Origin of the sequence: Sulfitobacter sp. M05 (assembly GCF_029285175.1) — a bacterium.
Classification (GTDB): domain Bacteria; phylum Pseudomonadota; class Alphaproteobacteria; order Rhodobacterales; family Rhodobacteraceae; genus Sulfitobacter.
Map to the genome: position 1 here is coordinate 266,720 of NZ_JABEDH010000003.1, position 24,721 is coordinate 291,440.

The 24,721-nt window shown below is 58.2% G+C and carries 27 protein-coding genes and 1 riboswitch; of the genes, 14 read left to right on the plus strand and 13 right to left on the minus strand.

Going from position 1 to position 24,721, the window contains the following annotated elements; all coding sequences use genetic code 11:
• Positions 1-39 precede the first annotated feature (39 nt).
• From pcaD to HKX44_RS15045, 5 genes are read right to left on the minus strand one after another with little or no spacing between them, the layout of a single operon-like run.
• A complete protein-coding gene (gene pcaD / locus HKX44_RS15025; protein ID WP_276152178.1) occupies positions 40-828 on the minus strand; it encodes a 3-oxoadipate enol-lactonase in 789 nt (262 codons plus the stop codon).
• Positions 825-2,024: an endonuclease/exonuclease/phosphatase family protein gene (locus HKX44_RS15030; RefSeq protein WP_276152179.1), complete on the minus strand. Its 1,200-nt coding sequence runs from the start codon at positions 2,022-2,024 to the stop codon at positions 825-827. Before HKX44_RS15030 ends, pcaD begins: the two co-directional genes overlap by 4 nt.
• Complete coding sequence (locus tag HKX44_RS15035; protein ID WP_276152180.1) at positions 2,021-2,992, minus strand: threonine/serine dehydratase; 972 nt, start codon at positions 2,990-2,992, stop codon at positions 2,021-2,023. Before HKX44_RS15035 ends, HKX44_RS15030 begins: the two co-directional genes overlap by 4 nt.
• The gene (locus HKX44_RS15040) at positions 2,989-3,813 is read right to left on the minus strand and encodes an alpha/beta hydrolase (protein WP_276152181.1); all 825 of its coding nucleotides are present in this window, start codon (positions 3,811-3,813) and stop codon (positions 2,989-2,991) included. Before HKX44_RS15040 ends, HKX44_RS15035 begins: the two co-directional genes overlap by 4 nt.
• Complete coding sequence (locus HKX44_RS15045; RefSeq protein WP_276152182.1) at positions 3,813-4,499, minus strand: haloacid dehalogenase type II; 687 nt, start codon at positions 4,497-4,499, stop codon at positions 3,813-3,815. The genes HKX44_RS15040 and HKX44_RS15045 overlap by 1 nt, the downstream gene beginning before the upstream one ends.
• A gap of 193 nt (positions 4,500-4,692) precedes the next feature.
• Between HKX44_RS15045 and HKX44_RS15050 the strand changes: the two genes are divergently transcribed.
• A complete protein-coding gene (locus HKX44_RS15050) occupies positions 4,693-5,124 on the plus strand; it encodes a peptidylprolyl isomerase (protein WP_276152183.1) in 432 nt (143 codons plus the stop codon).
• Between the two features lie 70 nt (positions 5,125-5,194).
• Here the strand turns inward: HKX44_RS15050 and HKX44_RS15055 are convergent, their stop codons facing one another.
• Entirely contained in the window at positions 5,195-5,488 is a 294-nt protein-coding gene (locus HKX44_RS15055) for a hypothetical protein (protein WP_276152184.1), read from the minus strand.
• Between the two features lie 121 nt (positions 5,489-5,609).
• On the opposite strand from HKX44_RS15055, the gene HKX44_RS15060 reads away from it, so the two are divergent.
• A complete protein-coding gene (locus tag HKX44_RS15060) occupies positions 5,610-6,725 on the plus strand; it encodes a class I SAM-dependent RNA methyltransferase (protein ID WP_276152185.1) in 1,116 nt (371 codons plus the stop codon).
• A 126-nt stretch (positions 6,726-6,851) separates the two neighbouring features.
• Here the strand turns inward: HKX44_RS15060 and HKX44_RS15065 are convergent, their stop codons facing one another.
• The 5 genes from HKX44_RS15065 to HKX44_RS15085 all read right to left on the minus strand — a co-directional run bounded on the left by HKX44_RS15065 (position 6,852) and on the right by HKX44_RS15085 (position 11,269).
• Positions 6,852-7,643 carry an enoyl-ACP reductase gene (locus HKX44_RS15065; protein ID WP_276152186.1) on the minus strand — a complete coding sequence of 264 codons (792 nt, stop codon included), beginning with the start codon at positions 7,641-7,643 and terminating at the stop codon, positions 6,852-6,854.
• A gap of 9 nt (positions 7,644-7,652) precedes the next feature.
• On the minus strand, positions 7,653-8,882 hold the full coding sequence (gene fabB, locus HKX44_RS15070; RefSeq protein WP_276152187.1) for a beta-ketoacyl-ACP synthase I: 1,230 nt from the start codon (positions 8,880-8,882) through the stop codon (positions 7,653-7,655).
• Positions 8,883-8,989: 107 nt separating this feature from the next.
• Positions 8,990-9,865 (minus strand): adenylate/guanylate cyclase domain-containing protein, encoded by an 876-nt coding sequence (locus tag HKX44_RS15075; protein ID WP_276152188.1) that lies wholly within the window; start codon positions 9,863-9,865, stop codon positions 8,990-8,992.
• A gap of 138 nt (positions 9,866-10,003) precedes the next feature.
• Positions 10,004-10,513: a bifunctional 3-hydroxydecanoyl-ACP dehydratase/trans-2-decenoyl-ACP isomerase gene (gene fabA, locus HKX44_RS15080; protein ID WP_276152189.1), complete on the minus strand. Its 510-nt coding sequence runs from the start codon at positions 10,511-10,513 to the stop codon at positions 10,004-10,006.
• A gap of 99 nt (positions 10,514-10,612) precedes the next feature.
• A complete protein-coding gene (locus HKX44_RS15085; protein ID WP_276152190.1) occupies positions 10,613-11,269 on the minus strand; it encodes an HD domain-containing protein in 657 nt (218 codons plus the stop codon).
• Positions 11,270-11,474: 205 nt separating this feature from the next.
• Here HKX44_RS15085 and irrA point away from each other — a divergent pair, with 205 nt between their 5' ends.
• The 3 genes from irrA (at position 11,475) to HKX44_RS15100 (ending at position 13,754) form a co-directional block, all read left to right on the plus strand.
• Positions 11,475-11,903 (plus strand): iron response transcriptional regulator IrrA, encoded by a 429-nt coding sequence (gene irrA, locus HKX44_RS15090; RefSeq protein WP_276152191.1) that lies wholly within the window; start codon positions 11,475-11,477, stop codon positions 11,901-11,903.
• 15 nt (positions 11,904-11,918) lie between these two features.
• A complete protein-coding gene (locus HKX44_RS15095; RefSeq protein WP_276152192.1) occupies positions 11,919-12,716 on the plus strand; it encodes a phytanoyl-CoA dioxygenase family protein in 798 nt (265 codons plus the stop codon).
• A 129-nt stretch (positions 12,717-12,845) separates the two neighbouring features.
• Entirely contained in the window at positions 12,846-13,754 is a 909-nt protein-coding gene (locus HKX44_RS15100; protein ID WP_276152193.1) for a hypothetical protein, read from the plus strand.
• Between the two features lie 97 nt (positions 13,755-13,851).
• Here the strand turns inward: HKX44_RS15100 and HKX44_RS15105 are convergent, their stop codons facing one another.
• Positions 13,852-14,721: a hypothetical protein gene (locus HKX44_RS15105; protein ID WP_276152194.1), complete on the minus strand. Its 870-nt coding sequence runs from the start codon at positions 14,719-14,721 to the stop codon at positions 13,852-13,854.
• A 116-nt stretch (positions 14,722-14,837) separates the two neighbouring features.
• On the opposite strand from HKX44_RS15105, the gene miaB reads away from it, so the two are divergent.
• From miaB to metK, 8 genes are all read left to right on the plus strand, one after another.
• Positions 14,838-16,157: a tRNA (N6-isopentenyl adenosine(37)-C2)-methylthiotransferase MiaB gene (gene miaB, locus HKX44_RS15110; protein ID WP_276152195.1), complete on the plus strand. Its 1,320-nt coding sequence runs from the start codon at positions 14,838-14,840 to the stop codon at positions 16,155-16,157.
• Positions 16,158-16,372: 215 nt separating this feature from the next.
• Positions 16,373-16,960: an OmpA family protein gene (locus tag HKX44_RS15115; protein ID WP_276152196.1), complete on the plus strand. Its 588-nt coding sequence runs from the start codon at positions 16,373-16,375 to the stop codon at positions 16,958-16,960.
• A gap of 56 nt (positions 16,961-17,016) precedes the next feature.
• Positions 17,017-17,298 (plus strand): hypothetical protein, encoded by a 282-nt coding sequence (locus HKX44_RS15120; protein WP_276152266.1) that lies wholly within the window; start codon positions 17,017-17,019, stop codon positions 17,296-17,298.
• A 130-nt stretch (positions 17,299-17,428) separates the two neighbouring features.
• Positions 17,429-18,439, plus strand: a complete 1,011-nt coding sequence (locus HKX44_RS15125; protein ID WP_276152197.1) for a PhoH family protein — start codon at positions 17,429-17,431, stop codon at positions 18,437-18,439.
• A gap of 86 nt (positions 18,440-18,525) precedes the next feature.
• Entirely contained in the window at positions 18,526-19,029 is a 504-nt protein-coding gene (ybeY, locus tag HKX44_RS15130; protein WP_276152198.1) for an rRNA maturation RNase YbeY, read from the plus strand.
• Between the two features lie 35 nt (positions 19,030-19,064).
• Positions 19,065-19,964: a hemolysin family protein gene (locus HKX44_RS15135; protein ID WP_276152199.1), complete on the plus strand. Its 900-nt coding sequence runs from the start codon at positions 19,065-19,067 to the stop codon at positions 19,962-19,964.
• Positions 19,961-21,466: an apolipoprotein N-acyltransferase gene (lnt, locus tag HKX44_RS15140; RefSeq protein WP_276152200.1), complete on the plus strand. Its 1,506-nt coding sequence runs from the start codon at positions 19,961-19,963 to the stop codon at positions 21,464-21,466. The genes HKX44_RS15135 and lnt overlap by 4 nt, the downstream gene beginning before the upstream one ends.
• A gap of 33 nt (positions 21,467-21,499) precedes the next feature.
• Positions 21,500-21,547, plus strand: a riboswitch (SAM-SAH riboswitch).
• A 3-nt stretch (positions 21,548-21,550) separates the two neighbouring features.
• Entirely contained in the window at positions 21,551-22,732 is a 1,182-nt protein-coding gene (gene metK, locus HKX44_RS15145; protein ID WP_276152201.1) for a methionine adenosyltransferase, read from the plus strand.
• A 171-nt stretch (positions 22,733-22,903) separates the two neighbouring features.
• Here metK and HKX44_RS15150 read toward each other — a convergent pair whose 3' ends face one another.
• Entirely contained in the window at positions 22,904-23,680 is a 777-nt protein-coding gene (locus HKX44_RS15150; protein ID WP_276152202.1) for a response regulator, read from the minus strand.
• A 202-nt stretch (positions 23,681-23,882) separates the two neighbouring features.
• Between HKX44_RS15150 and HKX44_RS15155 the strand changes: the two genes are divergently transcribed.
• Positions 23,883-24,584 (plus strand): tRNA (guanine(46)-N(7))-methyltransferase TrmB, encoded by a 702-nt coding sequence (locus HKX44_RS15155; RefSeq protein WP_276152267.1) that lies wholly within the window; start codon positions 23,883-23,885, stop codon positions 24,582-24,584.
• The last annotated feature ends 137 nt before the right edge of the window (positions 24,585-24,721 follow it).

Consider the following 24,721-nt stretch of genomic DNA (forward strand, 5'->3'; position numbering starts at 1 on the left):
TCTTGGGGGAAGTGCTGCGCTGCGCTGCGCGAAGACCGTTCAGACATGTCCAATCCCTTTGAGGAATTCAACCAGCAGCGATGCAAATTCTTCAGGCTGTTCGACGCAGGGCAGATGCCCCGCCTTGCGGATCAGGTGGAATTTTGAACCGGGGATAAGGTCAACGGTTTCGCGCACCAGATCGGGCGGGGTTGATCCGTCTTCGGTGCCGGCAATGCCCAGTGTCGGCAGGCGCAGGCTGGCCGTGGGGGTATAAAAATCGGTGCCGGAAATGGCGGCGGAACATCCGGCATAACCTACGTCCTCGCCGCGCACCAACATGTTGCGCCACAATTCCAACTCGGGTGTTTTGCGAAACGCCGCCGAGAACCAGCGCTCCATTACCCCGTCGGCCAAAGCTTCGATGCCGTCAGATTGCACCGCGGCAATCCGGTCTTTCCAGATTTCGGGGGTGCCGATCTTGGCTGCGGTATTGGACAGGACCATGGCGCGCATCAGGTCGAGGCGTTTCACGGCCAGCCCCTGTGCGATCATCCCGCCAATCGACAGGCCGACAAAAACGCAGTCTTTCACCTTCAGGTGATCCAGCAGCCGTTCCACGTCGGTCACCAATGCCCCCATTGAATAGAGGCCCTCTGGACAAGACGACAGACCGTGCCCGCGTTTGTCATAGCGGATCACCCGCAGACCGGCAGGCAACATCGGCAGGATCGGGTCCCACAGGCGCATATCGGTCCCCAGCGAATTGGCAAAGACCACCGTGGGTCCATCCTCTGGCCCATCGACACGGTAGTGCAGGCGGACATCGCCGGTGTCGAACATCTTCATGGGGTGGCCTTTCGCAGTTGGATCGTCGCCATGATCTGACCGTGATCAGAGGCAAGTTTGTTATAGGGCGCTTCGGGGTGGCTGCCGTCAGTCAGGTGGTCATTGAGGACAGAGAAATACGACATTTCGCCGATGTGTCCTGACCAGTCTGGCATGAAATGGCGCGACATTAAAATCTGGTCGATGCTTTCATAAACGCCGCCAAAGGCCGAGGTATAAACCATGTCACGCAGGGATTTCTTGACGAACAGCCGTTCGGCAGAGTGCAGGCGCACCGCTTCGATGTCCTCGGTGATCTGGGCGTTCTCGGCGTCGGAGTAGCGGTCGCCGCGATGCTCTGCGTCATGGCGCAACATCCATGCATAGTTCTTGAACGGCACCTCACCGGTGATGATTTCAGAGCTGACCGCGTTTTCACTGTCGTTCAGATCGCCCAGCACGATCACGGGGTGCCCTTGGCGCAATTCGCCGATAATCGCGCCGCGCAGCACCCAAGCCTCTGCCATGCGGCGCATTGCAGCGCGTGCAGCCCCCAAGGCGCGGCCCACGGGGTCGTAGTTGGTCAGGTCGGCCTCGTTGGCAGTCTCTGCGCCCACGGGCCGGATGAATTCGCCCAGTTTCGATTTCAGATGGCAGTTGAACACAGTGACAATTTCGCCGTTCACTGGCACCCGTACCTTGAGGATCGGGCGGCTGAGCTTGCGGATGGTGAAGAACCCGCCTTCGTCACCGCCGAAGGTCTGAAAGGGGATTTTGAACGGGGTGCCTAGATCCTGAATGATCTCGGGCTCTTCGGCAAAACCGAGCCGCGACAGGATGGCGACGCCGGGGCGGCGGTTGCCGGCGGGGCCATCATGGAGATTGGGCGCAAAGGCAAGGGCGGCATCCTTGTAGGGGCCATAGCTGAGGTGTTGGAATATCGCCCGCTTGCGGTAGCGTTTGTCAGGGCCGGGGATGGCTTGGGCGTTGCTGGCGGCCCCATAGGTATCGGCGCGCGCAATGGTGTCACGCAGGGCGCTTTCCTCGAAGATCTCTTGAAAACCAATGATATCAGCATTCATGGTGACCAGTTGATCGGCCAGCCAGTCTTCTTTCCATGCGTATTCTTCGGGGGTGTAAGACTGGAATTTATAATATTCCTTTTCTGCCCCGATTAGGTTTTTGACGTTGAAACTGGCAATGGTAAATTCGGTCATGTCAGGGTCTCCAAAGCGCGGGCGAAGATGGGCATATCCACATTACCCCCAGACACAACGACAATCACGTCATCACCGGCAATCTCGCCCCCGTGAAACAGTGCGGCGGCAAGAGCAACAGCGCCTCCCGGTTCGACAACGATTTTCAGGCGGTTCCACGCATGTGCCATCGCCTGCAGCACTTCGTCTTCAGTTACAACCAGACCGGCACCACACAGCCGGTGCATGATCGGAAAGGTGATATCGCCGGGTTGTGGTGTCACGATGGCGTCACAGATATTTCCCGACAGCTGCGCGTTGCGTTCAATCCTGCCAGAGGCAAGCGAGCGGGCAACGTCGTCAAACCCTTCGGGTTCGGCTGTGCGGGCGCGCAGGCCGGGGGCATCGGCCTCAAGGGCCAGTGCGATCCCAGAGGTCAATCCGCCGCCACCACAGCAGGCGATGACGTCGGCGTTTTCAATGCCCCGTTCGCTGGCCTGCGCCGCAATTTCAAGGCCACAGGAACCTTGCCCTGCAATCACCTGCGGTTCGTCGAAAGGTTTAATCAGGGTCAGGCCGCGTTCTTGGCTCAGTTTTGCCCCGATGGCATCGCGGTCTTCGGTGGCGCGGTCATAGGTGATCACCTCGGCACCATAAGCCCGGGTGTTTGCCAGCTTAAGCGCGGGGCTGTCGGCGGGCATAATGATCACGGCAGAAACGCCATGCCGCTTGGCCGCCAGCGCCACGCCCTGCGCGTGGTTGCCGCTGGAAAAGGCGATGACACCTTTGGCGCGGGTGGCCGGATCAAGGGCCGACAGCGCTGACCATGCGCCGCGAAACTTGAAACTGCCGGTGTGTTGCAGGCACTCCGGTTTCACCCAGACGCGCCGGCCCGCAATGTCGTCCAGAAAGGAAGAGTTCAGCAACGGCGTACGCCGGGCATGGCCGTCAAGCCGCTTGGCTGCGGCGCGGATCATTTCGATATTCATTGCATTTCTCCGATCCATTTGTGCAGGGCTGCAAGGGATTGTGGTTCATCCAGAAACGGCACATGCCCGCGTCCGGGCACGGATCCAAGGATCATGTCGGGGCGGCGTATTTGCATGTCGCGCACGGTGGTTTCGCTCAGCAGGTTCGATCCTTCCCCCCAGATGCAGGCAAGTGGCAAACCTTGCAACGCATCAAAGAAGGGCCAGAGGTCAATGGCAGGCCCCTCCATCGCCGCCAGTACCGCGTCGCGCAAATGCGGATCATAGGTGATGGCAAGGCCGGTATCGGTCTGCACATAGTGCTTTACCGCTTCTTCCATCCACCGGCTGTCAGGGACGTTGTGAAATTCCGGAAAGGCGCGGGCCATCGCAGAGGCGGCTTCGGCATGGGTTTTGGCGGCAGGTGGGCGTCCGATAAAGTGACGGATCATGTCCAGACCGGCCGCTTCAATCACCGGACCGACGTCATTCAGAGCCACCCCCAGCAGATGATCCTTGGCCGCTCCCGCCAGTCCCATGGCGTTCAACCCGCCGCGCGAAGTGCCCAGTACGGCAACCTTGTCCAACCCCAGATGTGCCAGCAGTTCCAGCACATCGCGACATTCCACCGGCAGCGCATAGTTCTGCCAATCCGGATCGAAATCCGATTGCCCGCGCCCGCGATAATCCATCTTGATCAGCCGGTTACCGGCAAGGTGTGGTGTGACATAGTCGAAATCTGCCGTCGTGCGGGTAAGTCCCGCAAGGCACAGGATCGGCAGACCCGCACCGTCATCAGTATAGAAAAGTGACAGCCCGTCGGAGGTGGTGAACCGCGCCATCAGCGGCCCGCCAGTGCCGGGATACCGGTCAGGTCTGTCAACACATGTGCGGGCGACCAGGGCAGGCGGTCCATTGGATCCCCCGGGCGGTTGACCCAAGCGGTGGTGAACCCGTAGCCGGTGGCCGCCGCCGCGTCCCACCCGTTCGAGGACACAAACAACACCTCTGACTTGGCGCAGCCAAAATGCCCGCCGACCAGATCATAAACCCGCGCATCTGGCTTGAAGACACCAACAGTTTGTACCGAGAGACAGGCATCAAGTACCCCTTCGATGCCGGCGGAGCGGACGGCCCCCTCCAGCATCTGAGGGGATCCATTTGACAGGATTGCGGTTTTCAAACCCGCCGCCTTGAGCCGGGTCAGCATCTCAGGCACTTCGCGGTAGGCTTGCAATTCCCAATAAAGCGCCAACAGACGCTCGCGCAGTTCCAGATCACCTGCGTGCCCCGTTTTTTCCAACGCCCAGTCCAGCCCGTTTTCGGTGACTTCCCAGAAATCCGTATGCGCCCCTGTGACCGCGCGCAGCCATGAATAGGAAAGCTGTTTTTGACGCCAATGCTCGGCCAGCTGCATCCAGTCGTCGCGGATTGCTGCAAAATCAGGTTCCGACGCGGCCTGTCGGGCGGCGGCACCGACGTCAAACAGCGTACCATAGGCATCGAAAACACAAGTGGTGATGGGCATAGGAGGCCTTTCCTTGTTTGACCTCAGATTGTCACGCCAGGCCCATATGAAAAACCCCCGAAATTGTACCAAACAGACCTGTAACTTGGCGCGGGGTTTACATCATGCGGGGGCTTTGACAGGGTGCGCGCCAAACCGGAGCACCTGCGCAGATACGTGGCCTCCTTTCATCCCCCAAAATTCGGAGACACCAATGACTGAAGTTAAATCAGGCGATACCGTTGCCATCCATTATACCGGCACCTTGCTGGACGGCACCACCTTTGACAGTTCCGAAGGGCGCGACCCGCTGGAATTTCAGGTTGGGTCGGGCCAGATTATTCCGGGTCTTGATGTGGCCCTGCCGGGAATGAACGTTGGCGACAAGAAGACCGTCCAGATCGCCTGTGCAGATGCCTATGGCCCGCTGAACCCTGAAATGCGCCAGGCAATTCCGCGTGAAGGTATTCCGGCGGATCTGGCAATCGAAGTTGGGACAACGCTTGAAATGCAGACGCCGGATGGACAGGCCATGCCGGTGATGGTTGTAGAACTGGACGAGGCGACAGTTACCTTGGATGCAAACCACCCTCTGGCGGGCAAGGACTTGCAGTTTGATATCGAGTTGATGTCGATCGCCGGCTAACCACGCCTTAGGCAGATATCGGTGCCTCATACTTGGGCCTGGCCTTCGAGGTCGGGCCCTTTTCTTAAGCCTAAGGGCGCTGCACAGCCGGTCTTATATCAACTTGATCGGGCCGGTTGACCTTAACCCGGTCTCGTAACCCGGTACTGCCCACGGGGCCGGGCGTCGAGCGGCCCGTTACCTTCATGCCAGCCTCCATTGCAGCCGTCATTAACGCGTTTGCCAGCCTCGGCTCTGTGTGCAGGGTCAAGGCCACCGTCAACATCAACAGAAAACTGACGATCTTGCTCCAGAAACGTGCGCGCTGGGCGACGGTGCGGCGGTGTTCCAACGCCTCATTGGCATATATCTCGCGAAAACTCATGGGCAGGGTGTATCCGCGGATGCTGGCAAAATCGTGACCGTTTCACGAAATCTCTTCTCTGGCGGTGGCCTTGCATAAAACGGCGCTTCTGCCCGCCGCCCATTGCCTCTAAAGAGGGGGGATGAACACCACTGATCCCTTTGAGATTTTTCTCGTTTGCGCCCCCGGTCTTGAGCCGGTCCTGTTGGAAGAAGTTGTCGAGCAGGGTTTCACCAGCCCCGTCGCCGGCCCCGGTGGTGTCACCATCATGGGCAATTGGCCGGATGTCTGGCGCGCCAATCTGAACCTGCGCGGGGCGGTGCGGGTGCTGGCCCGGATCGGCTCTTTTATGGCCTTTCATCTGGCCCAGCTGGACAAGCGCGCGCGTAAATTCGACTGGGGTGCGGTGCTGCGCGCCGATGTGCCGGTGCGGGTTCAGGTCACTTGTAAGGCGTCAAAAATCTACCACGCCAAGGCGGCATCGGAACGTATTGAACGCGCCTTGGTGGAAAGCCATGGCATCACCCTGTCGCCAGAGGCGGAAATGCTGGTGAAGGTGCGTATCAACGACAATCAGGTCTCGATCAGTCTGGATACCACCGGCGAGCCGTTGCATGTGCGCGGCCATAAAGAGGCAGTCGGCAAAGCGCCCATGCGCGAGAACCTTGCGGCGCTGATGCTGCGCCAATGCGGATATCGGGGCACGGAACCGCTGGTCGATCCGATGTGCGGCTCGGGCACTTTTGTCATTGAAGCTGCGGAAATCGCCGCCGGTATGCAACCGGGCCGCAGCCGAAGCTTTGCTTTTCAAAGCCTCGCGTCCTTTGACGCAGAGCAGTTCGAGGGTCTGCGCGTCTCAACCTCCCAAACCCAACCGCCAGCGATGTTCTTTGGGTCTGACCGGGATGCCGGCGCGGTGCGGAATGCCACGGCGAACGCGGCCCGGGCAGGGGTGGCGGAATGGACTGCATTCACCTGCCATGGTGCCGCCGAAGTGCGCCCACCCGAAGGCCCTGCCGGTCTGGTCATGGTGAACCCACCCTATGGTGGACGGATCGGCAACAAGAAACTGCTTTATGCGCTTTATGGCTCTTTTGGCACGACGATGCTGACGCATTTCAAAGGCTGGCGTGTGGGACTGGTGACATCCGAACCGGCCCTGGCCAAAGCCACGGGCCTGCCATGGAAACCCCTCGGGCCGGCCATCGCCCATGGCGGTATGAAGATCTGGCTGTGGCAGACACCGCCGCTGCGCTGAACTCTGCTCCAAAGCCCGCCAGAAAAGGGGCACCGTCATGCCCCTCCTCTTTTTGGCTCTAAATACTGTCCGCACCCTCACCCCAGCGCAGGCACTGGCGTTCACCCTTTGCCAAGCTTCAATGCTTTAAAGAAACTCTTGTTGCGGCATACCCAAAACATGGAAACCGCCGTCCACGCGGATGATTTCTCCGGTGGTGCAAGCCCCAGCATCAGAGGCCAGATAGACCGCAGTGCCGCCCACGGCTTCCAGCGTCGCGTTTTCGCGCATCGGGGCATTTTGCCCTGCATGTTTGTATGTCTTGCGCGCGCCGCCGATGGCCGCACCGGCAAGGGTTTTCATCGGGCCGGGGCTGATTGCATTGACGCGAATGCCTTCAGGACCAAGGTCATTGGCGAGATAGCGTGTCGCGCTTTCCAGCGCCGCCTTGGCAACGCCCATAACGTTATAGTTCGGCACCACGCGGTTTGATCCCTGATAGGTCAGGGTCATCAAAGTGCCGCCATTCTCGACCATCATCGGATGGGCACGTCGGGCAATTTCGATGAAACTATAGGCCGAGATGTCCAGCGAGTGTTTGAAGTTCGCGCGGCTGGTGTTCAGGAAGCGGCCTGTCAGCTCGGATTTGTCCGAAAATGCAATGGCATGTACGACAAAATCGATCGTCGACCAGCGGGCACCCAGCTGTTCAAACGCCGTATCAAGGGAAGCATCATCGGTCACGTCGACATCGACCATAAAGTCCGATCCGACGCTTTCGGCCAGCGGCTTCAACCGGCTGCCAAAGGCTTCGCCCTGATAGGTGAAGGCCAGTTCCGCCCCGGCATCCGCCATCGCTTTGGCGATGCCCCATGCTATCGAACGTTCGTTTGCGACACCCATGATCAGGCCGCGCTTTCCCTTGAGCAGATCAGACATTCTGAAATCCTATCCCTGGTATTTCGACAGGATCATTGATCCGTTGGTGCCGCCAAAACCAAAAGAGTTGGTCATAACGGAATCGAGGCCTGCGTTATCCACACGGGTGGTTGCAATCTCGGAGGGGTCCAGTGCCGGGTCCAATGTTTCGACATTGATCGACGGGGTGATGAAATCATCCTTGAGCATCAGCAAACAGAAGATTGCCTCCATCGCGCCGGCTGCCCCCTGACCGTGGCCGGTCATTGACTTGGTCGAGCTGACCGGTGGTGTTGAGCCTTGGCCGAACACACGTCGTACGGCTTCGATCTCCCCAACATCGCCTACAGGCGTCGAGGTGCCATGTGCATTGATATAGCTGACCTTGCGCCCTTCGGGCAGGGTGGCCAGGGCCAGTTGCATGGCGCGGGTACCGCCCTCGCCAGAGGGGGCCACCATGTCGTGCCCGTCAGAAGTTGCAGCAAAGCCAGTCACTTCGGCATAGATCGTCGCCCCACGCGCCAGCGCATGATCAAGGTCTTCCAGCACCACCATGCCGCCACCACCGGTGATCACAAAACCATCGCGGTTGGCGTCAAAGGCACGGGAGGCCTTTTCCGGCGTTTCGTTATATTTGCTGCTCATCGCGCCCATGGCGTCAAACAGGCAGGACAGTGTCCAGTCGAGTTCCTCGCCGCCACCGGCAAACATGACGTCCTGTTTGCCCAGCATGATCTGTTCCGCGGCAGAGCCGATGCAATGCAGAGAGGTCGAACATGCCGAGGTAATGGAATAGTTGATGCCCTTGATCTTGAAGGCTGTCGACAGGTTGGCGCTGATCGTGGAGGACATGCATTTGGGCACGGCGAAAGGCCCGATACGCTTGGTTGCGCCGGTCTTGTCCACGATGTCATGAGCGGTTTTCATGGCGGATGTGGACGGACCGCCGGAACCGGCAATCAGACCTGTGCGCGGGTTTGAAATGATGCTTTCGTCCAGACCCGCGTCGGCAATCGCTTGTTCCATGGCAAGGTATGCATAGGCTGCGCCGGGGCCCATGAACCGCAATGTGCGTTTGTCGATGTGATCCGCGACATTGATTTTTAACGTGCCCGCGATCTGGCTGCGAAAGCCGTGTTCGGTCATCTCTGTGCTTGCTTCGATGCCCGATGTGCCCGCCTTCAATGCGGCGGTGACTTCTTCGGCGTTGTTCCCGATGGAGGAAACGATGCCCAGACCTGTAACGACGACTCGCTTCATGAACAAACCTCTGGATTGATGCGCCGCAAGGGCCGCATTCCTGTTAAACTTCCGGTCTATTTAGGACGGCAAGGCTTGGCGGTGCAAGGGGATAGCGGTTCGTGACCTTAGTCAGGTACCAGATCATTGGTGCTATAGCGGATGATCGAGCTGTCGACGGATTTGTCGCGGGTGCCCACTAATACCATGCCTTCACCACTCAGCAACATGGAGCGGCGTTGCAGGGTATACTCCTGACCGCCGGCGGTGATGACGGTGCTGCCTGAGGAGCTGTGATCGGTATATTCCAACTGTGCCGCGCGCAGCTCGAAAACTCCGTGTTTGCGTGACACCCAAGGGTGTTCGATCACCGCCTGACAATCCGATGAGCGCCCGACCATCACGCTTTCCCCGTCCAGCAGGGGCCATTCCTTTGGGGCGCAGGACAGGACCGCAGATTCCGTGCGCGGGCCGATGGGGGAATCCTTCATGCCGAACAGGACAGTCTGGGTGGACAGATCACTGACAGCAAAGGAATGCACCCGCGTCGCCTCGCGTTTGCCTTTCAACTTTACCCCGCCCATCGAGACAAACAGCGACTGCAAGGGCGGCGTAAGCTGTTCGAAAACCGTGTCCCCGATCAGCACCTCCCCCGGTTTGGCAAGTGCGGCCAGACGTGCGGCAGTGTTCACCGCATCCCCGTAAATGTCTGAATCCTGACTGAGGACATCGCCGCAATGGGCACCGGCATGTACACCCAAACCCTCGCCCCAATCGGCCTGTATCATCTCTCGCGCCGCAGCAAAGGCGTTTTCGGCCTCGCCGAAAAAGCTTAGCGTGTCATCCCCCTGTGATTTGACGCAATGCCCGCCGTGATCTTCAATGATCCTGCGCATCTGTGCCAGAATCGCGCTGACCTGCGCCAAAGCGTCCTGATCGGACAATCTGTCATACAGGCTTGTGCTGCCGGTAATATCGGCAATCAAGACGTGGGCCGTGGCCATCTATAGCGCTCCGCGGTTAAGGGCCGCATTTTTGAAAAGGTATCTTTTTGTAAATCTTAGGTCTGCCGGGGGGCTGTGGCAATAGGGCATGCCATCGGGGTCGGAACGGGCGGCGGGACTGCCCCGCCGCACCGGTATTCAGCTTTCGCTCAGCGCGACTTTCATGCCGGTCACCTGATAAATCACTTCGCCGTCAGCCTCGACGATGCCATCGGCAACGCCCATGGTCAGACGGCGGGTCTGGATCGCCTTGGTGAAATCAATTTTGTAGGTCAGCATTTTGCGTTCTGGGCGCACCATGCCGGTCAGCTTCACTTCGCCCACGCCAAGGGCGTAACCGCGGCCCTGCCAGCCCCGCCAGCCAAGGTTGAAGCCGGTCAGCTGCCAAAGCCCGTCCAGGCCCAGACAGCCGGGCATGATTGGGTTGCCGGGAAAGTGGCAGTCAAAGAACCACAGGTCCGGCGTGATGTCGAATTCGGCAGTGATATGGCCCTTGCCATGGGCCCCGCCATCAGCAGAGACATCGGTGATCCGGTCCATCATCAACATTGGTGGCGCAGGCAATTGCGCGTTGCCCGGGCCGAACAAGTCGCCAGCGGCGCATTTCAACAGTGCTTCCTTGTCAAAGCTGGTGGGGTAGTCGGCCATGCGTAGGGTTCTCCTGACGGAATGAATGCTTCGGGGCGGTCTACATTGTGCGCCGTGGTATCGCAAGAGAGCGCTGAGGGCTTGGTCTGGGGCGATGGGTCAGGACAAGGTAACTTCGTTCAGGAAGCCCTCATAGAACTGCATAAGCACCGCATGGCGTTCGCGGGCCAGAATACGCCCGGTTTCGGTTTGAAACTGCCCCGCAAGCTGCAAAAGCTTGGTCGAAAAGTGATCAAGTGCAAAATTGGTATCATCCAGATCGCGGGCGTCGGCCTGCGGATCAAGCGGGTCGTAAAGCGGGCGACCCAGGGCCCCTGAAACTGCGAAACACCGGGCGATGCCGATGTGCCCCAAAGCATCAAGTCGATCCGCGTCCTGCAATATCCGCGCTTCCAGTGTCTTGGGCGATAGATTGGCCGAAAAACTATGCGCCTCAATGGCATGTCGGACGGCGGCAATTTCCTGTTCGGGCCGGTTCAGCTTGGTCAGTGCGGCCTTGGCGGCAGTGGCGGCAAGGCGCGAGGCGTTTGCACGGTCCGGTGAGTCTTTGGGGACATGAACGCAATCATGCAACAAGGTCGCGGCGGTCAGAACCGTCAGGTTCCCACCTTCGACAGCGGATATTTTTCGAACATTCTGCCAAACCCGCAATAGATGTGCCAAATCATGTGCGGTATCGGTTGCCTGATTGTCCAGCAGTGCCAAAAGATGCCCTGCGAGGGTTTGGTTCGGGGCAAAGAGTTCAGCGATTGTCATGGGTTAAGCATAGGGTGGCTTTGTGTTCCGCACAATGTTGCCCACGGGCTACGGGTCCTGACCCTGGTTAATCAGGACCAGAAAGCTGGCGCAAAGCGTGTCCAAAACCAGTACTAATGCACTCTAGTGCCAGTTTTTGGTTTTCGAATTGAATACAACTCGCAAAAACCCCTATATTGCAAATCAACAGGCAACGGAGCGATCCATGACGCAAACCCACCTAGAAAACGGCACCCGCTGGCTGGAACAGGCCGGTGTGCGCCCGACCCGGCAACGTGTGACCCTGGCCAGTCTTCTGGTGGGGGACGGCCAGCACCGGCATGTCACCGCCGAAAGTCTTTTTGATGCGGCAAAGGGGCAGGGCGATGCGGTCTCGCTTGCGACGGTTTACAACACGCTGCGTGCTTTTTGCGGGGCGGGGCTGTTGCAGGAAGTGACCGTCGACGGTTCCAAAAGCTATTTTGATACCAATACCCACGACCACCCGCATTTCTATTGGGAGGACGATGGGAAGCTGACAGACGCGCCGGCGGAGCAATTGGTGATTTCCGGGCTGCCGGACGCACCGGCAGGGGCCGAGATTGCAAGTGTCGATGTGGTAATCCGTCTGCGCCGCAAAGAGGTGGCGGGGTAATCCCCGCTCGATATTGTGCCGCACCCGCTGATCACCCAAGACCATGTTGATACCTATCAGCGCGACGGTGTTGTGCTGATCAAAGGGCTGTTTGCCGAACATGTCGAGACGCTTCGCGCTGGTGTGTCGCGCAATATGGCGGAACCCGGACCTTTTGCCTCCAATAACGACAAGGCGGGTGAAACGGGACGGTTCTTTGATGATTATTGCAACTGGCAACGTATTCCCGAGTTCGAAGAGGTGATCCGCAGCAGTGCCGCCGCCGAGGTCGGGGCGCAGTTGATGCAAAGTGACAGCGTGCAGTTGTTTCATGACCATGTGCTGGTGAAAGAGCCGGGCACGTCGATGGCAACGCCCTGGCATCAGGATGGGCCGTATTACTTCGTTGAAGGCCGCCAGACGGTCAGCTTCTGGTCGCCGCTTGACCCGGTGACCGAGGCGGCCTTGCGCTGTGTAGCCGGTTCGCATCTTTGGGAAAAACCGGTGTTGCCAACACGTTGGGTTAAGGGGGATGCCTTTTTCGATCCGGCCCCTTATATGCCGGTTCCCGATCCGGATGCAGAAGGAATGGATATCCGCGAGTGGGACATGGCGGCAGGGGATGCCGTCGCCTTTAACTACGGCATCCTGCATGGGGCACGTGGCAACAAGGCGGGATTGCGGCGACGGGCGTTCTCATTGCGGTTGGTCGGGGACGACGCACGCTATGTTGAGCGGCCAGGAAAGACCTCTCCGCCGTTCCCCGGACATGACATGCAGCCGGGCCAGAAATTGCGCTCTGACTGGTTCCCGGTACTGTGGCCGCGGTCCTAACGCACGTTTCGAACGTACCATAGACTGAGGTCCGTGTCGGTCCTTTCGACCTTGCTTTTTGACAGAGTTTCCTTCTAGGGTTGAGCTTTTAGAGTGGTTTATTTTGACCATATCCCAAGGAATTTTATTATGTCCAAAGAAGTTGAGAAGCTAAAAGAACACGTTACCAAGAAAATCAAAGACAAGCTTAAGAAGTTCTCACCCGTTGCTGGTGAGAAAATGAAGAAGGCACTGTTGGCCAATTTGGATGACACATGGGCCAAGGAAGACAAGCTGCAAGAGGCTATTCAAGAAATCAAGCTGGGCGGTATGCCGGGTAAGAAAACGGATGATTTTCTGAAACACAAGGACGCTGCCGGCCCGCGCAAGACATGGGAAGCCGCGTTGAAAAAGCACCGTAAGGGGCTGGACGACTTCAAAAAGTTTCAAGATCAGGCAACGGTGGTGCGCAAGGATCTGGAAAAGCAGGTCGCGCTGGCCGAGAAGAGCCTGAAGAAAGCTGGTGGCAAACCCGACAAAACGGTGGCGAAAGACATGGCCGAAGCCCGCAAGGCGCTTGCAGATATCACAACAGCGGAAAAGCTTTATGGCGGGCTTGAGGGGTTCGTGGTGATGTACGGTATGATCCCCAAGCGGACCAATGACGCCATCGTCAAACAGGCGATTGAGGCGGTCACACCGAAGGAATTTCCTGAGCCGCTCACTGCGAAAAACCGCGATGCCACTGAAAAGCGGCTGAAAAAGGACGCCAAATCGCTTGACGGGTTATGCGACTCCGCGCGTGATCTGATTGAGGCAGGTGACCTGAAAGCGGCGAAAGGCTATATCAAAAAGGCAGAAATGCTGGTGAAAAAGCTGAAGCCTTGGGCCAAAGATGCCAAGACTGCTTCGACCAAAATGAAGGCAGAGATCAAGGCGAACGAGGACGCCAAAGCGATTGATGCGCTGATCAAGAAAATGACCGATACCTATAAAGACGGTGAAAGTCAGATTGAGGAGCTGACGAAAGAGTTGAAAATTCAGGAAAACGCCAAGTGATCAAGTGAAAAGATGCAGCGCAGATGGGGCCTGAGACTATGGTGATGCCAAAGGGGAATGACCCGCGCTAGCATCTGACACGCGTTATTTCGCCGCTCTAAAACCATTGTCCCGGTTCCATCAGCCCAAGGTCGAGCAGCTGGCGTGAATGCCATTCAAAGGGCGCGGAATTGTGCCATTTGAAACTGTCGATTTCGTATCTGCTGCCGGGGTTGGTCTTGAGCGCTTTTGCGGTGCGGAACGAACAGACCGCGGCGGTGATGTTGTGATGCCATGGGCAGGCAAAGGTATTGTATTCCTCATCCGAAAACGTGTGATCCCATCGGATTTCCAACCCCTTCTTGGCGCGAAATAGCGGGATGCGATCAATCTTGCGCCGCAGTTTCGGCACATGTTCCTCAAAGCGCCAGCGTAATCCGCCGAAAAAGTCGAGCTGGCGTTCTTTGGGGTGGCCGTGGTTGTCGGCATCGGGCCGTGCCAGCGCATAATAGCCAGAGCGATCCATATGGGCGTTGTCCAGAGACACCGCATTCGGATGCAGTTCCAGATCGTCCGAATAAAGATCAATCACATAGGCCAGCATCGCGTCACGCCGTTCCTCGGTATGAAAAGCCAGCATTTCGACAACATTTCGGGTCTCGCAGAACGGGAAAAACAGAAACTCTGCATTATAGCAATAGTAGAGCCATTGACCTGCCGCAGGCTCCATCAACGCGTTGATTGCCTGCTCCATGGCGTGGTAGTCGGACATGTTGTAATCGACGCGGATTACGGTTTCTTCTAAATCGCGGGGCAGGTCGAAAACCGCCGGCATCAAGGCGACAACTGCTTTGAATCCCATCTGCTGGTGGTGGCGCAAAGAGGTGGCAACCTCGACATCGTCCTCGATCATGACGACGGCCAGCGGCCCTTTGGCAAGGGTTGCGGCCTCTGCTGTGATCATCTGTGATAGGTTGGCGTACTGCATGGGGCCTCTTGTCGGCGCGATTTTCTGGCAGAATCGGTTAAATTGGCGTGCATTGCAAGCCATGGGTGGCCCTGCTATGCCGCCTTTGATTTTTCCGCACCGGTTGGACCGATATCATGACTGCGCCCAAAAAGCTGTTTATCAAAACCTATGGCTGTCAGATGAATGTTTATGACAGTGAACGCATGGCCGAAGCGCTGGGCGGTCAGGGGTATGTCGAAACATCGCAGGCTGAAGATGCCGATATGATTTTGCTCAACACCTGCCACATCCGTGAAAAAGCTGCGGAAAAAGTATATTCCGAGCTGGGTCGGCTGAAGCCCTTGAAGGATGCCAAACCTGATTTGAAAATCGGGGTTGCGGGATGTGTGGCGCAGGCCGAAGGGGCCGAGATCATGCGCCGCCAACCGGCGGTCGATCTGGTGGTGGGGCCGCAAAGCTATCATCGCTTGCCCGAGATGGAGACAAAGATTCGCGATGGCGGCACCGCGCTCGACACGGATTTCCCCGCAGAGGACAAGTTTGAACATCTGAAATCCCGCCCCAAGGCGCAACGTGCCCCAGCTGCGTTTTTGACCGTTCAGGAAGGCTGTGACAAATTCTGTGCCTTCTGCGTCGTGCCCTATACCCGCGGTGCTGAGGTCAGCCGCCCCGCCAGCCGCGTCTTGCAAGAGGCCCGCGATCTGGTGGAACGCGGCGTGCGCGAAGTGACGCTTTTGGGTCAGAACGTAAACGCCTATCACGGGGCAGGGGATACCGGTGATATGACGCTGGCCCAGCTCATTCGCGCCTTGGCCAAGGTCGACGGGTTGGAACGTATCCGTTACACGACCAGCCATCCAAACGACATGGACGATGATCTGATTGCTGCCCACGGCGAAGTGCCCGAACTGATGCCCTATCTGCATCTGCCGGTGCAATCCGGGTCCGACCGGATTCTCAAACGGATGAACCGCAGCCATACGGCAGAAAGCTATTTGCGGCTGCTGGAGCGGATCCGTGCCGCGCGGCCTGATATCATCCTCTCAGGTGATTTTATCGTCGGCTTCCCGGAAGAGACCGACGCCGATTTCGAGGCCACAATGGATTTGGTGCGAGAAGTGAAATACGGCTATGCCTATTCCTTCAAGTATTCGACCAGACCGGGCACGCCGGCGGCGGAACGCCCCTTGGTCGATGCCGAGGTGGCGGACGCGCGTTTACAACGTCTGCAAGCGCTGATCACTGGCCATCAACGCGAAATTCAGGAAAGCATGGTCGGGCGAGATGTTTCGGTTCTGATCGAACGGACGGGGCGTGAAAGCGGGCAGATGCTGGGCAAATCCGAATATTTGCATTCGGTCCATATTGATGAGTGTACTGCACAGATCGGCGACATCCTGAATGTCCGCGTTGTGGATGCAAAAACGAACTCTCTCACCGCGCGGTCGCTCTGACAAGGTGCCACAACCCTAGGGCATTGTCGGGCATCTGGTGCGGGTTTGCCACATTTTCGCCATAATTCGATGTGTTCGCCCTGCAAATAACCACTAAATGTAGATAACAGTGCTTCACAGCCCGCCAAATATTACGTATCGTGAGAAGTTAATCGGGGCTGGGCGATCGTGCAGTCGGACAAGCCTTATCCGTGGGAACAAAAAAGGAAAATGCTGTGGTGAACACAATCTCTAAAGCAATCCGCGCGGTGGCGAGCCTGTCACTTGCAGCAGTGATTGCCGTGCCGATGGCCCTCGCGCCAGCAAATGTCGATGCGCAAACCCCGTCACAGGCCGGCCGCGACAAGGGGGTCTATACGCCGACGATCTGGGTTGATCCCGATGGCTGCGAGCATTGGGTGATGGATGATGGTGCCGAAGGATATATGACACCGCATACAACCCGTCAGGGCATTCCGGTTTGCCGCCGTGGCAATGTTTGTGGGGTGATGAAATCGGATCAGTTCTTTGCCACTGACAGCTACCGTATCCACAAAGCGGGCAAGGCGCGACTGAAAGAGTTTTTCGCAAAAACCGGCGCTGTTTCATACATCATTACCGGTCATACCGACAGCCGCGCCTCTGATGCCTACAACATGAAACTCAGCTTCAACCGTGCGAATGCTGTTGCGGCAATTGGGGCGGCAAGCGGTGCACGCATTGCTGACGTACGTGGCTATGGCGAACGGATGCCGGTTGCCGCAAATAACTCTTCGCATGGGATGGCCAAAAACCGTCGCGTCGAAATCATCTGCATTCGCTAAGGGGACGTGTCGTGATCAAAACCAAAATCCTAACCGTGTTGGCCTGCGTTGCAGGGCTGTCCGCTTGCGGTGATATCGAAACTGGCGTGCCATTCCAGGGGTTGCCGTCTGACAAATCCGTTGACCGTGGCGTCAACGCCCACCACCTGAGCACACTTCAGGCCGGTATCTGGGTCGATCCGAATGGCTGTGACCACTGGATCATCGACGATGGTGTCGAGGGTTACCTGTCTGCCCGTCTGGACAAGTATGGCAAGCCCGTCTGCTCCGGTGTTGCGCCCCCCACCCACACGGTTGGCGACTTCAAAGGTGGTTCCAATATCCCGGATCCAAACTGATTTTTGCTGAAATCACAGCAAGGTCGGGCCGGGGTGTTATACGCCCCGGCCCTTTCTGTATGTTAGAGGGTGTATTTTCCGGCGTTTGTCCCTACCTGACTTCTAACCGTCTTATTCCAAGGAGCTTCCCTTGCCCCCAAGCGACCAAATCACAGCACCGCCACCGGCTGATCCAATTGTGCTTGAATTTGCCGACAACAGGCTGCTGATTGACCTGTGCGGTGCCTATGACGCCCATCTGGCTGCAATCGAAAAGGCGCTGATGGTCCAAATCATTCGGCGCGGCAACCAGTTGAGCATTCTGGGCGACACGGACAGCAAACAGCAGGCCGAAGCTGTGCTGAACACGCTTTACGCGCGTCTGGAAAGTGGCCGATTGGTGACCCCGGCCGAAGTCGAAAGCCTGTTGCGTATGGAGCGGCCAAAGCCCGGCACGCGGCCACAGGTTGGCGGCCAGCTTGAAATGCCGGTGGGCGATACGCTTGAAATCCAGACCCGCAAAAAACGTGTCGAGCCGCGCACCGATGCGCAAAAAGCCTATGTCAAAGCTCTGTTTGACGACGAGCTGACCTTTGGCATCGGGCCTGCCGGTACGGGCAAGACCTATCTGGCTGTCGCGGTCGGGATCAACATGTTCATCGGCGGCCATGTGGACAAGATCATCCTTAGCCGCCCTGCGGTGGAAGCGGGTGAAAAACTCGGCTACCTGCCCGGCGACATGAAAGACAAGGTCGATCCCTATATGCAGCCGCTCTATGATGCGCTGAACGACTTTCTGCCAGGCAAGCAACTGGCCAAGCTGATCGAGGAAAAACGCATTGAAATCGCCCCTTTGGCCTTTATGCGGGGCCGTACTCTGTCCAATGCATTTGTGGTGCTGGACGAAGCCCAGAACGCCACCTCCATGCAGATGAAAATGTTCCTTACCCGGCTTGGCAAGGGCTCTCGTATGGTTATCACAGGGGACCGCACCCAAATCGACCTGCCGCGCGGCGTGCCGTCGGGCCTTGCTGACGCTGAACGTTTGCTGGCGCAGATCCCAAAAATAAGCTTCAATTATTTCACCTCCAAAGACGTGGTGCGCCACCCTCTGGTTGCGGCCATCATTGAAGCTTATGAAGCAGATACGGGTTCCGCATGACGCAACTCTCTTCTGCTCTTTTTGGCCTTATATCCTGCGGGGAGTCAGCTCTGCTGACGGGGCAGAGCCCCAAAAGAAAACACTAAATGCAGAACATGGACATCGACATAGAAGATCCCCGCTGGGCTGCACTCGATATTGAGGCGCTGTGCCAGCGGGCCGTGGCCACCACCTTGACATATCTGGGGCTGCCACTTGAGGCGGAAATCAGCATTCTTGCCTGTGACGATGCGCGCATCGCCGCGCTTAACGCAGAGTTTCGTGCCAAAGCGACGCCCACCAATGTGTTGAGCTGGCCCAGCGAAGAACGCGCGGCAGAGGTTCCGGGCGGCACCCCCATGTCGCCGGAGCCGGACCCCGGCGGCATGATCGAACTGGGCGACATCGCCATTAGCTATGACACCTGCGTCGCCGAAGCCGCCGCAGCAGGCAAGGAGACGGCCCATCACATTACCCATCTGATCATCCACGGAACCCTTCATTTGCTGGGTTATGATCACGAAACTGAGCAAGATGCTGCCTTGATGGAAGGTTTTGAGGTGGAAATACTTGGTAAATTGGGTCTGGATGACCCATATAGGGAATCGTAGACGGTTTTGGCCGTTATTTTGCATGACAGGACCCAATGGGCGACAACGACGGATCATCTGACGCGGCGCAGAGCGCGCAACCGGATGAAATAACTGCTTCACCAGACGACGCGGCCTTGAAAACGGGCGGCTTTCTCTCTCGTGTCATCGGCGCACTCAGCCCATCCGAGGGGGACCAATCTTCTGAAATGACGCCCTTGCCGGTGGATCGGGTGTCGGCACGGGGGATGATGAACCTGCGGCGTATGCGGGTCGATGACGTCGCTATTCCAAAAGCCGAGATCACGGCCGTGCCGGTAACCATTTCAATGGAAGAACTGGTTGCAGTGTTCAAAGATAGCGGGCTGACCCGTTTACCAGTGTTTGACGGTACGCTGGACACGCCGGTTGGCATGGCCCACCTCAAGGATCTGGCCCTGCAATACGGGTTCAACGGCACGCCCGGAGATTTCGATCTGCCGGCATTGTTGCGCCCTTTACTGTTTGTGCCGCCTTCAATGGGGATCGGTGTGCTGTTGACCAAAATGCAGGCCGAGCGGCGCCATATGGCGCTTGTGATCGACGAATATGGCGGGGTTGACGGGCTGGTCACCATTGAAGACCTGATCGAACAGGTGATCGGCGAAATCGAAGATGAACACGACATCGACGAGGCGACCTTCTGGAGCCTTGAGAAACCGGGCACCTATCTGGCATTGGCCAAAACCCCGCTGGAAGATTTCGAGGCAGAAATCGGCCATTCCCTGACTGACCACGATGATGTCGATGAGGAAGAGATCGATACTCTTGGCGGGCTGGTCTTTATGTTATCCGGGCGGGTGCCGACACGGGGCGAGGTGGTGCTGCATCCCGATGGCCCCGAATTCGAAGTCATTGACGCCGATCCGCGCCGCATCAAACGTCTGCGGGTGCGCACAAACGGGGCCGTGGGGTGACATCCCCTCTGACGGGGGGGCGGGTGGTTGCTCTGGCGACTGGGCTGGGCGCAATTGCGGCCTTCGGGCAGGCCCCTTTTGATCAACCTCTGATCCTGATGGCGGCGCTGACCGGGGCGCTCTATCTATTTGCACAGGTAAGGACCCCGCGTCAGGCGGCGCTATATGGCTGGGCTTTTGGCACGGGCTATTTTGCCCATGCGCTGCACTGGATCGTCTCGCCCTTTATGGTCGATGTGGCCCGCCATGGCTGGATGGCCCCTTTCGCGCTGCTCTTTCTGGCGGCTGGGCTGGCACTGTTCTGGGGGCTGGCTTTTTGGTTCGCCCGCCGCTTGAGCCGGCAAACCGCTTGGGCCTTGGTGCTTACCCTGCCGGCGGTTGAATTGCTGCGCGCCTATCTGTTCACGGGTTTCCCATGGGCAATGCTGTCCCAGTCCTTGGTGGACACAAGCGGCGGGCAGGCTTTGGCGTGGATTGGCCCCTATGCGCTGAACCTGCTGGTGGTTGCGGTTGCCGTTGCGATCAGCCAGCCGCCGCGCGATTGGGCCAGTCGCACAGCGCGTTTTGGTGCGGTTCTGCTGGGGTTGGGCGCGGTGATCTTGCCGGTGATGTCCCCTGAGGCCGTGCTGACAGAGCATCGTATCCGATTGATCCAGCCCAATGCCGCGCAGCGCGACAAATGGGACCCGGCGCAGATCCCGGTGTTTTTTGACCGCCAGCTTAGCCTTACCGCCGCCGCTGCCGTCGATGGCGGTGATGCGCCTGATTTGGTTTTGTGGTCGGAAACAGCAATTCCATGGGTGCTGGATCGGGCCGGTCCGGCGCTTGATCAAATCGCACAGGCCGGGGGTCGCGCGCCGGTGGCCTTGGGGGTGCAACGGCGGGATGCGCAAAACTATTTCAATGCGATGGTCGTCCTGGACGGGAATGGCCGCGTCGCGCAATCCTATGATAAACACCACCTTGTCCCCTTTGGCGAATACATGCCTTTTGCGGGCTTGTTTGCGCGTATCGGGGTCTTTGGTCTCGCGCAGCGCGCCCTTGGCGGCTATACGGCGGGTCCCGGTGCGCAGGTGCTTGATTTCGGCGAGATGGGCCGCGCCCTGCCGCTGATCTGTTACGAGGCGGTATTTCCCCACGATGTAAACGCAGCGCCTGAACGTCCCGATTTTCTGATCCAGATCACCAATGACGCATGGTTCGGTAAGGCCGCCGGCCCGCGTCAACACCTGGCCCAAGCGCGGATGCGCGCGATTGAACAAGGGTTGCCTCTGGCGCGTGCGGCCAACACCGGTATTTCCGCGATGATCGATCCTTATGGGCGCGTGTTGGCCGGCTTGCCGCTCAACAGGGCGGGGTTTGTTGATGCGCCGCTGCCGCTGCCGCTGCCTGCGACGGTCTATAGCCGCACGGGAGATCTGCCGTTTGCGATTGTGTTGCTTCTGGGACTCGTCGCGGCGTCAATCGGCGCACGAAGCCGTGAGGAGAGGCTTAAGAATTGACGCCTATAAGGATTGAGCGTTAAGCCAGCGCAACCGATGCCACAACGGCTTCCTGACGTGGTATTTCATTTTACTGGAGCAGCTATGTCCCGACAGAATTATATTTTCACCTCCGAGTCCGTTTCGGAAGGTCATCCTGACAAGGTTTGCGACCGCATTTCCGATGCTGTGCTTGATGCGTTCCTGAGCGAGGAGCCCGAAGCCCGGGTCGCGGCAGAGACTTTTGCGACCACCAATCGTGTGGTCATTGGCGGTGAGGTTGGGCTGAGCGATCAGGCCAAACTGACGCAGTATATGGGCCAGATCGAAGACATCGCCCGCGCCTGCATCAAGGACATTGGATACGCGCAGGACAAGTTTCACCACGAGACGGTCGAGATCACCAACCTGTTGCACGAACAATCCGCCCATATTGCCCAAGGTGTTGATGCCAGTGGCAACAAGGATGAAGGTGCTGGCGATCAGGGTATCATGTTCGGTTTCGCCACGGATGAGACCGAACATCTGATGCCGGCCCCGATCCACTATGCCCATGCGATCCTGCGGCGACTGGCCGAGGTACGCAAGGACGGGACCGAACCTACCCTGCGCCCCGACGCCAAAAGCCAGCTTTCGGTGCGCTATGAGGATGGCAAACCCGTTGGCGTATCATCTATCGTTCTGTCGACACAACATGCGTCGGAGCACCAGACCAGCGCCGACATCCGCGATATTGTCGAACCCTACATCCGCGAAGTGCTGCCCGAGGGCTGGATTGACAAGGACACACAGTGGCATGTGAACCCTACGGGCGTCTTTGTGATCGGTGGACCGGACGGCGACGCCGGGTTGACCGGGCGCAAGATCATTGTGGATACCTATGGCGGGGCGGCACCGCATGGGGGTGGGGCGTTCTCCGGTAAGGACCCGACCAAAGTTGACCGCTCTGCCGCCTATGCTGCGCGCTATCTGGCGAAAAACGTGGTTGCAGCGGGCATGGCGACCAAATGCACCATCCAGCTGAGCTATGCCATCGGGGTTTCTGAACCCTTGTCGATCTATTGCGACACCTTTGGCACCGGAGAGGTGGACGACGCAGATGTAGAACGTGCAATTCGCAAGGTGATGAGCCTGACGCCGCGCGGCATTCGTGAACATCTGCAACTGAACAAACCGATCTACCAGCGCACGGCGGCTTACGGGCACTTCGGACGCGCGCCTGAAGAGGATGGCGGTTTTTCTTGGGAGAAGCTGGACTTGGCAGCCAAGCTGAAGGCGGAAGTTTAGGCCCGTCGGGCCGGATTGGCCGGCAAAAGTACTTGCGTACAGAAAGTGGGGCCAGCGGCCCCGTTTTCGCCTTGGTTAGCCTCGCCTTAAATATTCATCCCCAATACCCTGCCACACATTCGGTATTGGGGATGAATGGACCCTGACCCAAAAATGAAAAAGCCAGGCGTGTTAATGGCGGGGGGCCCTGAAGGGGGAGGGTGGTTTGTTGCCCTTTGCCACATTTGATGTTGCCTGCGGTGTTATCGCCGTATCGGTGATATTGGCCAATAGGGTTGCCCCGTCCTGATCCGCCATCTCGATCAGAAACGACCACAAGCTTTGACAACTTTGCTCTGCCGCGCTTGTTGCGGCGGCACCGTCAGGGCCTTGCTGGCTGCGCAGATTGCGCATTTGCCGCATCAACCGGCTGACCATCGGTTTGATGTCTTGCGCACAGATCGCCGCATTCCGGGCCAGCAACTGTTCGACCACGGCGGCGTCGAATTTGGATTTCTCAGCAGGTAACAGCGGAGCTGTGAGGGGCAGCGCCCCGGTGACCGCGCGGGTAAAAGCCTCTGCGCAGAGGTTGTCTTTTTCAAGGAAACCCGAGCAGCCTGCGGCCTCGGCCCCGTTCATAACCTCGTTTTGGGCCAGACCGGATACCATGAGGGACGGGGTATTCAGGTTGCGCGCGCTAAGCTGCATCATTTTCAGCGCTTCGATTCCGGTGCCATCGGGCAGGTGGTAATCAAGCAGGACGAGACCGAAAACGGTACGTTCCAGTTGGTCCTGAAATTCGGTCAGGCTGGTGGCGTTGCTGACGGTGCAGGGAAAATCCAACCCAGAACACAGGCGGGCCAGTCGGTGCCTGTCAAAACGTTCATCGTCAAGGATCAGAACCGCAAGCGGTGCGCGGGCAGGTAAGGGGTTGAACGGCGACGGACGGGCGGTCTGAGCGGCGGGCATGTGTATGTCCTTTATGGCAAAGCTGGCCCCAGGGTAGGACAGCAGGCTTAACCGCGTATTAAGGTTTGATGTCGCGGGCTGGGAATTTGCGGAAGATTGTCAGGGCTTTTGCCCTGCGCGATCAGCCGTAGGGAGGTTGCAAATGCAGCAGAACCCAAGCGGGGCATTGCAGTGGGGCGCAGTGCAGGCTAAAGCCCCCGCCATGACGACACCAACACGCCCCCACCGAAATTTCTATGGTCGCCTTAAAGGCAAGACCCTGAAACCTGCGCAACGTGGCTATCTGGCTGAGGATCTGGAAGGGCTTTCGCCCGGTCCGGTGTCCTGGGAAGAGAACCCGCAGCGCACACCATTGGATTTGGACGCGTTGTTTGATGGGCGGCCTGTCTGGCTTGAGGTCGGCTTTGGCGGCGGCGAGCATATGGTGCATCAGGCGGCCTCCAATCCGGGTGTCGGCATCATCGGCTGTGAACCCTATATCAATGGGGTTGCGATGTTGCTGGGTAAGATCCGCAAGGCTGGTGTCGATAATGTTGCCGTGTACCCGAATGATGTACGGGATATGTTTGAGGTGCTGCCTGAAGCCTCGATTGATCGGGCGTTTCTGCTTTATCCTGATCCCTGGCCGAAGGCGCGCCACCACCGCCGCCGCTTTGTGACTGAAGAGCATCTTGTGCCATTGGCGCGGGCGTTGAAGCCGGGCAGTATTTTCCGTGTGGCGACCGACATTGAAGATTATGTGCGTCAGGCCTTGGAAGAGGTGCCGAAATTCGGCTTTGAATGGCTGGCCGAGCGGCCCGGTGACTGGCGCACCCCATGGGATGACTGGATTTCCACGCGGTACGAACAAAAGGCGCTGCGCGAAGGCCGTGTGCCGCATTACCTGACGTTTCGCAGGGGGTGAGCGGCAGGTGCGGGCAAGCCCGCATTCGATTTTTTTATTTTCTCAGGAAAATTGATGCGAGGCTCTGCCTCGCGCTCCGCAGGATTTATGGCCAAAAAGAGAAGACATGTGGTGTGCCTTGCCATGGACGCATGTCT

What these genes read in the sequence shown, in the direction of transcription:
- miaB (WP_276152195.1), top strand. Translation starts at nt 14,838, where the DNA reads ATGACTGCGCCCAAAAAGCTGTTTATCAAAACCTATGGCTGTCAGATG.
- irrA (WP_276152191.1), top strand. Translation starts at nt 11,475, where the DNA reads ATGACGCAAACCCACCTAGAAAACGGCACCCGCTGGCTGGAACAGGCC.
- metK (WP_276152201.1), top strand. Translation starts at nt 21,551, where the DNA reads ATGTCCCGACAGAATTATATTTTCACCTCCGAGTCCGTTTCGGAAGGT.
- HKX44_RS15060 (WP_276152185.1), top strand. Translation starts at nt 5,610, where the DNA reads ATGAACACCACTGATCCCTTTGAGATTTTTCTCGTTTGCGCCCCCGGT.
- HKX44_RS15030 (WP_276152179.1), bottom strand. Translation starts at nt 2,024, where the DNA reads ATGACCGAATTTACCATTGCCAGTTTCAACGTCAAAAACCTAATCGGG.
- HKX44_RS15085 (WP_276152190.1), bottom strand. Translation starts at nt 11,269, where the DNA reads ATGACAATCGCTGAACTCTTTGCCCCGAACCAAACCCTCGCAGGGCAT.
- HKX44_RS15045 (WP_276152182.1), bottom strand. Translation starts at nt 4,499, where the DNA reads ATGCCCATCACCACTTGTGTTTTCGATGCCTATGGTACGCTGTTTGAC.
- fabB (WP_276152187.1), bottom strand. Translation starts at nt 8,882, where the DNA reads ATGAAGCGAGTCGTCGTTACAGGTCTGGGCATCGTTTCCTCCATCGGG.
- ybeY (WP_276152198.1), top strand. Translation starts at nt 18,526, where the DNA reads ATGCAGAACATGGACATCGACATAGAAGATCCCCGCTGGGCTGCACTC.
- HKX44_RS15035 (WP_276152180.1), bottom strand. Translation starts at nt 2,992, where the DNA reads ATGAATATCGAAATGATCCGCGCCGCAGCCAAGCGGCTTGACGGCCAT.
- HKX44_RS15040 (WP_276152181.1), bottom strand. Translation starts at nt 3,813, where the DNA reads ATGGCGCGGTTCACCACCTCCGACGGGCTGTCACTTTTCTATACTGAT.
- HKX44_RS15100 (WP_276152193.1), top strand. Translation starts at nt 12,846, where the DNA reads ATGTCCAAAGAAGTTGAGAAGCTAAAAGAACACGTTACCAAGAAAATC.
- HKX44_RS15155 (WP_276152267.1), top strand. Translation starts at nt 23,883, where the DNA reads ATGACGACACCAACACGCCCCCACCGAAATTTCTATGGTCGCCTTAAA.
- HKX44_RS15150 (WP_276152202.1), bottom strand. Translation starts at nt 23,680, where the DNA reads ATGCCCGCCGCTCAGACCGCCCGTCCGTCGCCGTTCAACCCCTTACCT.
- fabA (WP_276152189.1), bottom strand. Translation starts at nt 10,513, where the DNA reads ATGGCCGACTACCCCACCAGCTTTGACAAGGAAGCACTGTTGAAATGC.
- HKX44_RS15065 (WP_276152186.1), bottom strand. Translation starts at nt 7,643, where the DNA reads ATGTCTGATCTGCTCAAGGGAAAGCGCGGCCTGATCATGGGTGTCGCA.
- HKX44_RS15050 (WP_276152183.1), top strand. Translation starts at nt 4,693, where the DNA reads ATGACTGAAGTTAAATCAGGCGATACCGTTGCCATCCATTATACCGGC.
- pcaD (WP_276152178.1), bottom strand. Translation starts at nt 828, where the DNA reads ATGAAGATGTTCGACACCGGCGATGTCCGCCTGCACTACCGTGTCGAT.
- HKX44_RS15075 (WP_276152188.1), bottom strand. Translation starts at nt 9,865, where the DNA reads ATGGCCACGGCCCACGTCTTGATTGCCGATATTACCGGCAGCACAAGC.
- HKX44_RS15055 (WP_276152184.1), bottom strand. Translation starts at nt 5,488, where the DNA reads ATGAGTTTTCGCGAGATATATGCCAATGAGGCGTTGGAACACCGCCGC.
- HKX44_RS15105 (WP_276152194.1), bottom strand. Translation starts at nt 14,721, where the DNA reads ATGCAGTACGCCAACCTATCACAGATGATCACAGCAGAGGCCGCAACC.
- HKX44_RS15135 (WP_276152199.1), top strand. Translation starts at nt 19,065, where the DNA reads ATGGGCGACAACGACGGATCATCTGACGCGGCGCAGAGCGCGCAACCG.